Below are 3,999 nucleotides of genomic sequence, written 5' to 3'. Positions count from 1 at the left end.
CCCGACGACGGAGAGACCTCACCATCATCTTCCGTCCGGGGATGCACCGCGTCAACGGGAGCGCTCGGCAAGCTAGGGCCGGAGCACGTGGGTATGGTCAGCTGCGTAGAGGCGACTGTCGGAGAAATGGCCCGGGTCGAGCACCCGGCCGACCATGATCAGCGCGGTGCGGGTCAGGCCCAGCCCCTTCACCTTGGCCCGGATGTCGCCGAGCGTGCCCTGGATGATCTGCTGGTCCGGCCAGGTCGCCCGGTAGACCACCGCCACCGGCATGTCCTCGCCCATGACCGGGACGAGCTCGCGGACCACGCGTGCCAGGTTGTTGATCGAGAGATGGATCGCCAGCGTGGCGCCGGTCTGGGCGAATGCCGCGAGTTCCTCGCCCGCCGGCATCGCCGAGGCCCGCACGGTGGTGCGGGTCAGGACGATCGACTGGGCGACGTCCGGCAGGGTCAGCTCCGTGCCGAGTTCGGCCGCCGCCGCAGCGAAAGCCGGCACGCCCGGGGTGATCGTGTAGGGGATGCCCAGCGCCACGAGACGGCGGATCTGCTCGGCCGTGGCACCATAGATCGAGGGATCGCCGGAATGGACGCGGGCCACGTCCTGGCCCCGGCGGTGCGCCGCCTCGATCAACGCCATGATCTGGTCGAGATGCAAGGGCGCGGTGTCCACCACCTCGGCCTCGGCGGGTGCGGCCTCCACGACGGCGCGCGGCACCAGCGAGCCCGCATAGAGGCAGACCGGGCAGCGCCGGATCAGCTCCAGCCCGCGCACGGTGATGAGGTCGGCGGCGCCAGGGCCAGCGCCGATGAAATGCACGGTCATGCGGACTTCCGATGGTAGCCGCGCGGCGTGAGCACCAGCGTGCGGCCGGATGGCAGGGTCACGGCGCGGCTGTTGGATGAGCCGACCAGGACCAGGGAGAGCATGTCGACCGTCTCGGGGTCGAGGGCCGCCAGCGTGGTCACCGTCACTTCCTCCTCTGGTCGCCCGAGGCTACGCGCGATCGCTACCGGGGTATCGGCCGGGCGCGCCTCCAGCAGGATCGCCCGGGCGAGCGGGAGCAGGTCGCGCCGCCTGCGGCTCACCGGGTTGTAGAAGGCGATCACGAAATCGCCCTGGGCGGCAGCCTGCAGGCGGCGCTCGATCTCGGCACGCGGTGTAAGCAGGTCGGAGAGCGAGATCGCGCAGAAATCATGGCCGAGTGGCGCGCCCAGCATGGCGGCTGCCGCCTGCATGGCGCTGATTCCCGGGCCTACCACCAGCTCGACCCGCGCCCAGGCCGGGTCATCCGGCCGCTCCATGAGTTCCACCAGCGGCGAGGCCATGGCGAAGATGCCGGCATCGCCCGAGCAGACCAGGGCGACGTCTTGCCCTTTCGCAGCCAGTGCCAGCGCATGGCGGCAGCGCGCCTCCTCCTCGCCCAGATCGAAGTCGTGGCGCCGGCAATGGCCGATTCGGTCGGCCACCAGGTCGAGATAGAGCCGGTAGCCGACTACGTCGCTGGCAGAGGCCAGCAGGGCTTCCACCTCCCGGGTCCGCCAGGCCGGCTGGCCAGGGCCCACCCCCAGCACGGCCAGCCGGCCGCGCGCGCGCCCGACCGATCGTGGATCGACCGGCAGTGGCGCCAGCCCGACCGCACAGGTCACCCGGGGGCCTGGCTGCTTTGCCACGAGCAGCCGACCTTCCGATCCGACCCCGGCCAGTGCCGCACCCTCGGCCACGCCATGGCAGCCGACCTCGCGGAACACCAACTCCGAAGGATTGGCCAGCCGCGCCGTCTGCTCCCGGAGTTCGGCTGGTGTGAAGAACCTGGCCGGCACGCCCAGGTGCCCGGCCAGCGCGTGGATCGCCGGCTCGTCGGCCTTCACGTCGATCGAGGCGACGCAGGCGATCGCGGCTGACGCCAGTCCGGCCCGGGCGAGGCAGGCCTCCACATGGTTGACCAGCAGGTCGGCCGGCGCGTTCCGTTCGCAGCCCACTCCCAGCACGAGGCGGCGCGGATGCCAGACCAGTTGCCGCGGGTGCCCGGAGACGGCCTGCTCGGTCAGCCGGATCGTCCAGCGGCTGGCCGGATCCACCTCGAGACCCGCCAGGCCCGCAGCCGGCGCCAGCCCTGCCGGGTCGTCCAGCCGGATACTGCCGCCTTCCAGCAGATGGGCGGTCAGTGCCTTGGCCGACGCCGGGTCCGGGCAGGCGAAGCCGGCCGGCGGCTCGTCCAGAGCCAGGCCCAGCCGCAGGTCGCCCGCCGTGGTGATGGCGGGCTGGACGCCGAGCGCAGCAGCGAGCTGCCGGGCCAGCCGGTTGGCGCCGCGGTGGCCGCCCAAGAGCGGCACCACGCTGGAGCCGTCCTCGGCCACCGCCAGGAGCGGCGGCTCCACCGTCTTGTCGGCCAGCGCCGGTGCTACCGCCCGGATCGCGATGCCGGCGGCACCCAACAGGACGATCGGCCGGCCCTGGCGGAACAGGCCCAGCAGATGTCCGGTCGCCTTGGTGAAGCTCGTGTCGACCGCCAGCCCGGCCGGGCCATGGATCTCGGCACCGGCCAGCGCCGTCGCGATCCGGCGGGCCAAGGGCAGGCTGCGCTCACCCAGGACGACGATCGCGGTCATGGCAGCTCGCGCGGGCGGCGGGCCAGGATCAGGGCGAAATAGGGCAGGCGTTCCTCCGTCACCAGATCGAGTGGGCGGACCTGCTCCTCGGCACTGCCCAGCTCGCTCACGACCAGCGCCGACCGGGCCAGTCCGGCCTCGGCCAGGAGGCGCCGGATCCGCGGCAGATGGCGGCCGACCTTCAGGATCGCGACACTGGCGGTACATTCCATGGCCGCCTGGAGCCGCGCGTCCTCGGCCGTGGCCGCCAGGATCGCCAGGTTCTCGTCCCGCTGGGCCAGGACATGGCAGCTGCTCGCCGCCGCTGCGGCGACCGAGGTGATGCCGGGCACCACCGTCACAGGCACCAGCTCGGCCAGACGGTCGAGCAGGGCAACAAACGAGCCATAGAGCAGGGGGTCGCCCTCGCACAGGAAGCCCACGGCCCGGCCATGCCGGATCTCGGCCAGGATGTCGGCAGCCAGCCGGTCATAGACCGGCCGGGCCAGGTCGGGGGCGCAACGCATCGGCAGGTCCGCCGAGAGCTCTCGTGCGGTGGCCGGGATCAGCGCCTGCGCGATCCGCCGGGCGCGGCTCGGCCGGCCGTCGGCGCCGACATGAGCCAGAACCGGCAGCGTGCCGATCAGCCGGGCCGCCTTCAGCGTCACGAGCTCCGGATCGCCCGGGCCGACCCCGATGCCGAACAAGGTGGTCACGGCCTGGTCCACGCCCATTGAGTCACCGGCGCCAGGGCCCGCCAAGCGAGCGTGCCGCCGACCGGCTCCGCACGGCTCACCGCAATCCGGGCGAGCTCGCCGCCATGGCTGGACGCTGCCGCCAGCAGTGCTGCTTCGCCCTCCAGGGTGACGGCGTTCGCCACCAGCCGGCCGCCCGGGCGCAGCCGCTCGGCCAGGGTCGTGATCAGGCCGGGCGTGCCGGTACCGCCGCCAAGGAAGATCGCATCTGGCATGGGCAACCCGTCCAGTGCCGCTGGCGCGCTTCCCAGCACCAGAGCCAGCTCCGGCGTGCCCAGCCGCAGGGCATTTGCGCGGATGCGCTCAAGCCTGGCGGGATCCCGCTCGATGGCGACGGCCCTGGTGCCGGGCTGGGCACGCAGCCATTCGATGGCGATGGCACCGCTGCCGGCACCCACATCCCAGAGCCGCTCGTGCGGGCAGGGAGCCAGCCGCGCCAGCGTCGCCGCACGCACCTCGCGCTTGGTGAGCTGGCCATCATGGCAGAACGCATCGTCCGGCAGCCCCGGCACCAGCGGGCGGACCGGGCCCTCGGGGGCGGGCACTTCCAGCCCGACCACCACCAGATCGCGGAACGCATGCTGCGCCACCTCGGCAGCCGCCAGGTCGAGCACCCGCTCGTCCGGCCCGCCCAGATGCTCCAGCACGCGGAG

At 72.8% G+C, this 3,999-nt stretch carries 4 protein-coding genes; all 4 read right to left on the bottom strand.

Translation table 11 applies throughout. The annotated features are described in order from the left end of the window. Window positions 1–72: 72 nt before the first annotated feature. Window positions 73–825 (bottom strand): precorrin-4 C(11)-methyltransferase, encoded by a 753-nt coding sequence (cobM, locus tag EQG76_RS01555; protein ID WP_159709989.1) that lies wholly within the window; start codon window positions 823–825, stop codon window positions 73–75. After that, on the bottom strand, window positions 822–2,612 hold the full coding sequence (cobJ, locus tag EQG76_RS01550) for a precorrin-3B C(17)-methyltransferase (RefSeq protein ID WP_159709987.1): 1,791 nt from the start codon (window positions 2,610–2,612) through the stop codon (window positions 822–824). Before cobJ ends, cobM begins: the two co-directional genes overlap by 4 nt. Then, the gene (gene cobI / locus EQG76_RS01545) at window positions 2,609–3,307 is read right to left on the bottom strand and encodes a precorrin-2 C(20)-methyltransferase (protein WP_159709985.1); all 699 of its coding nucleotides are present in this window, start codon (window positions 3,305–3,307) and stop codon (window positions 2,609–2,611) included. Before cobI ends, cobJ begins: the two co-directional genes overlap by 4 nt. Beyond that, window positions 3,304–3,999: precorrin-6Y C5,15-methyltransferase (decarboxylating) subunit CbiT (cbiT, locus tag EQG76_RS01540; RefSeq protein WP_159709983.1), on the bottom strand; the 696-nt coding region annotated here is incomplete at its 5' end. The genes cobI and cbiT, both read right to left, overlap by 4 nt.

The sequence above is a fragment of the Geminicoccus flavidas genome (assembly GCF_009806515.1).
Classification (GTDB): domain Bacteria; phylum Pseudomonadota; class Alphaproteobacteria; order Geminicoccales; family Geminicoccaceae; genus Geminicoccus; species Geminicoccus flavidus.
Note: the sequence above shows the minus strand (reverse complement) of the source record. Positions and strands in the feature narration are given on the sequence as shown.

Bases quoted from the DNA above. Each gene is read 5' to 3' on its own strand.
- cobM (WP_159709989.1), bottom strand. From the start codon at position 825: ATGACCGTGCATTTCATCGGCGCTGGCCCTGGCGCCGCCGACCTCATC.
- cobJ (WP_159709987.1), bottom strand. From the start codon at position 2,612: ATGACCGCGATCGTCGTCCTGGGTGAGCGCAGCCTGCCCTTGGCCCGC.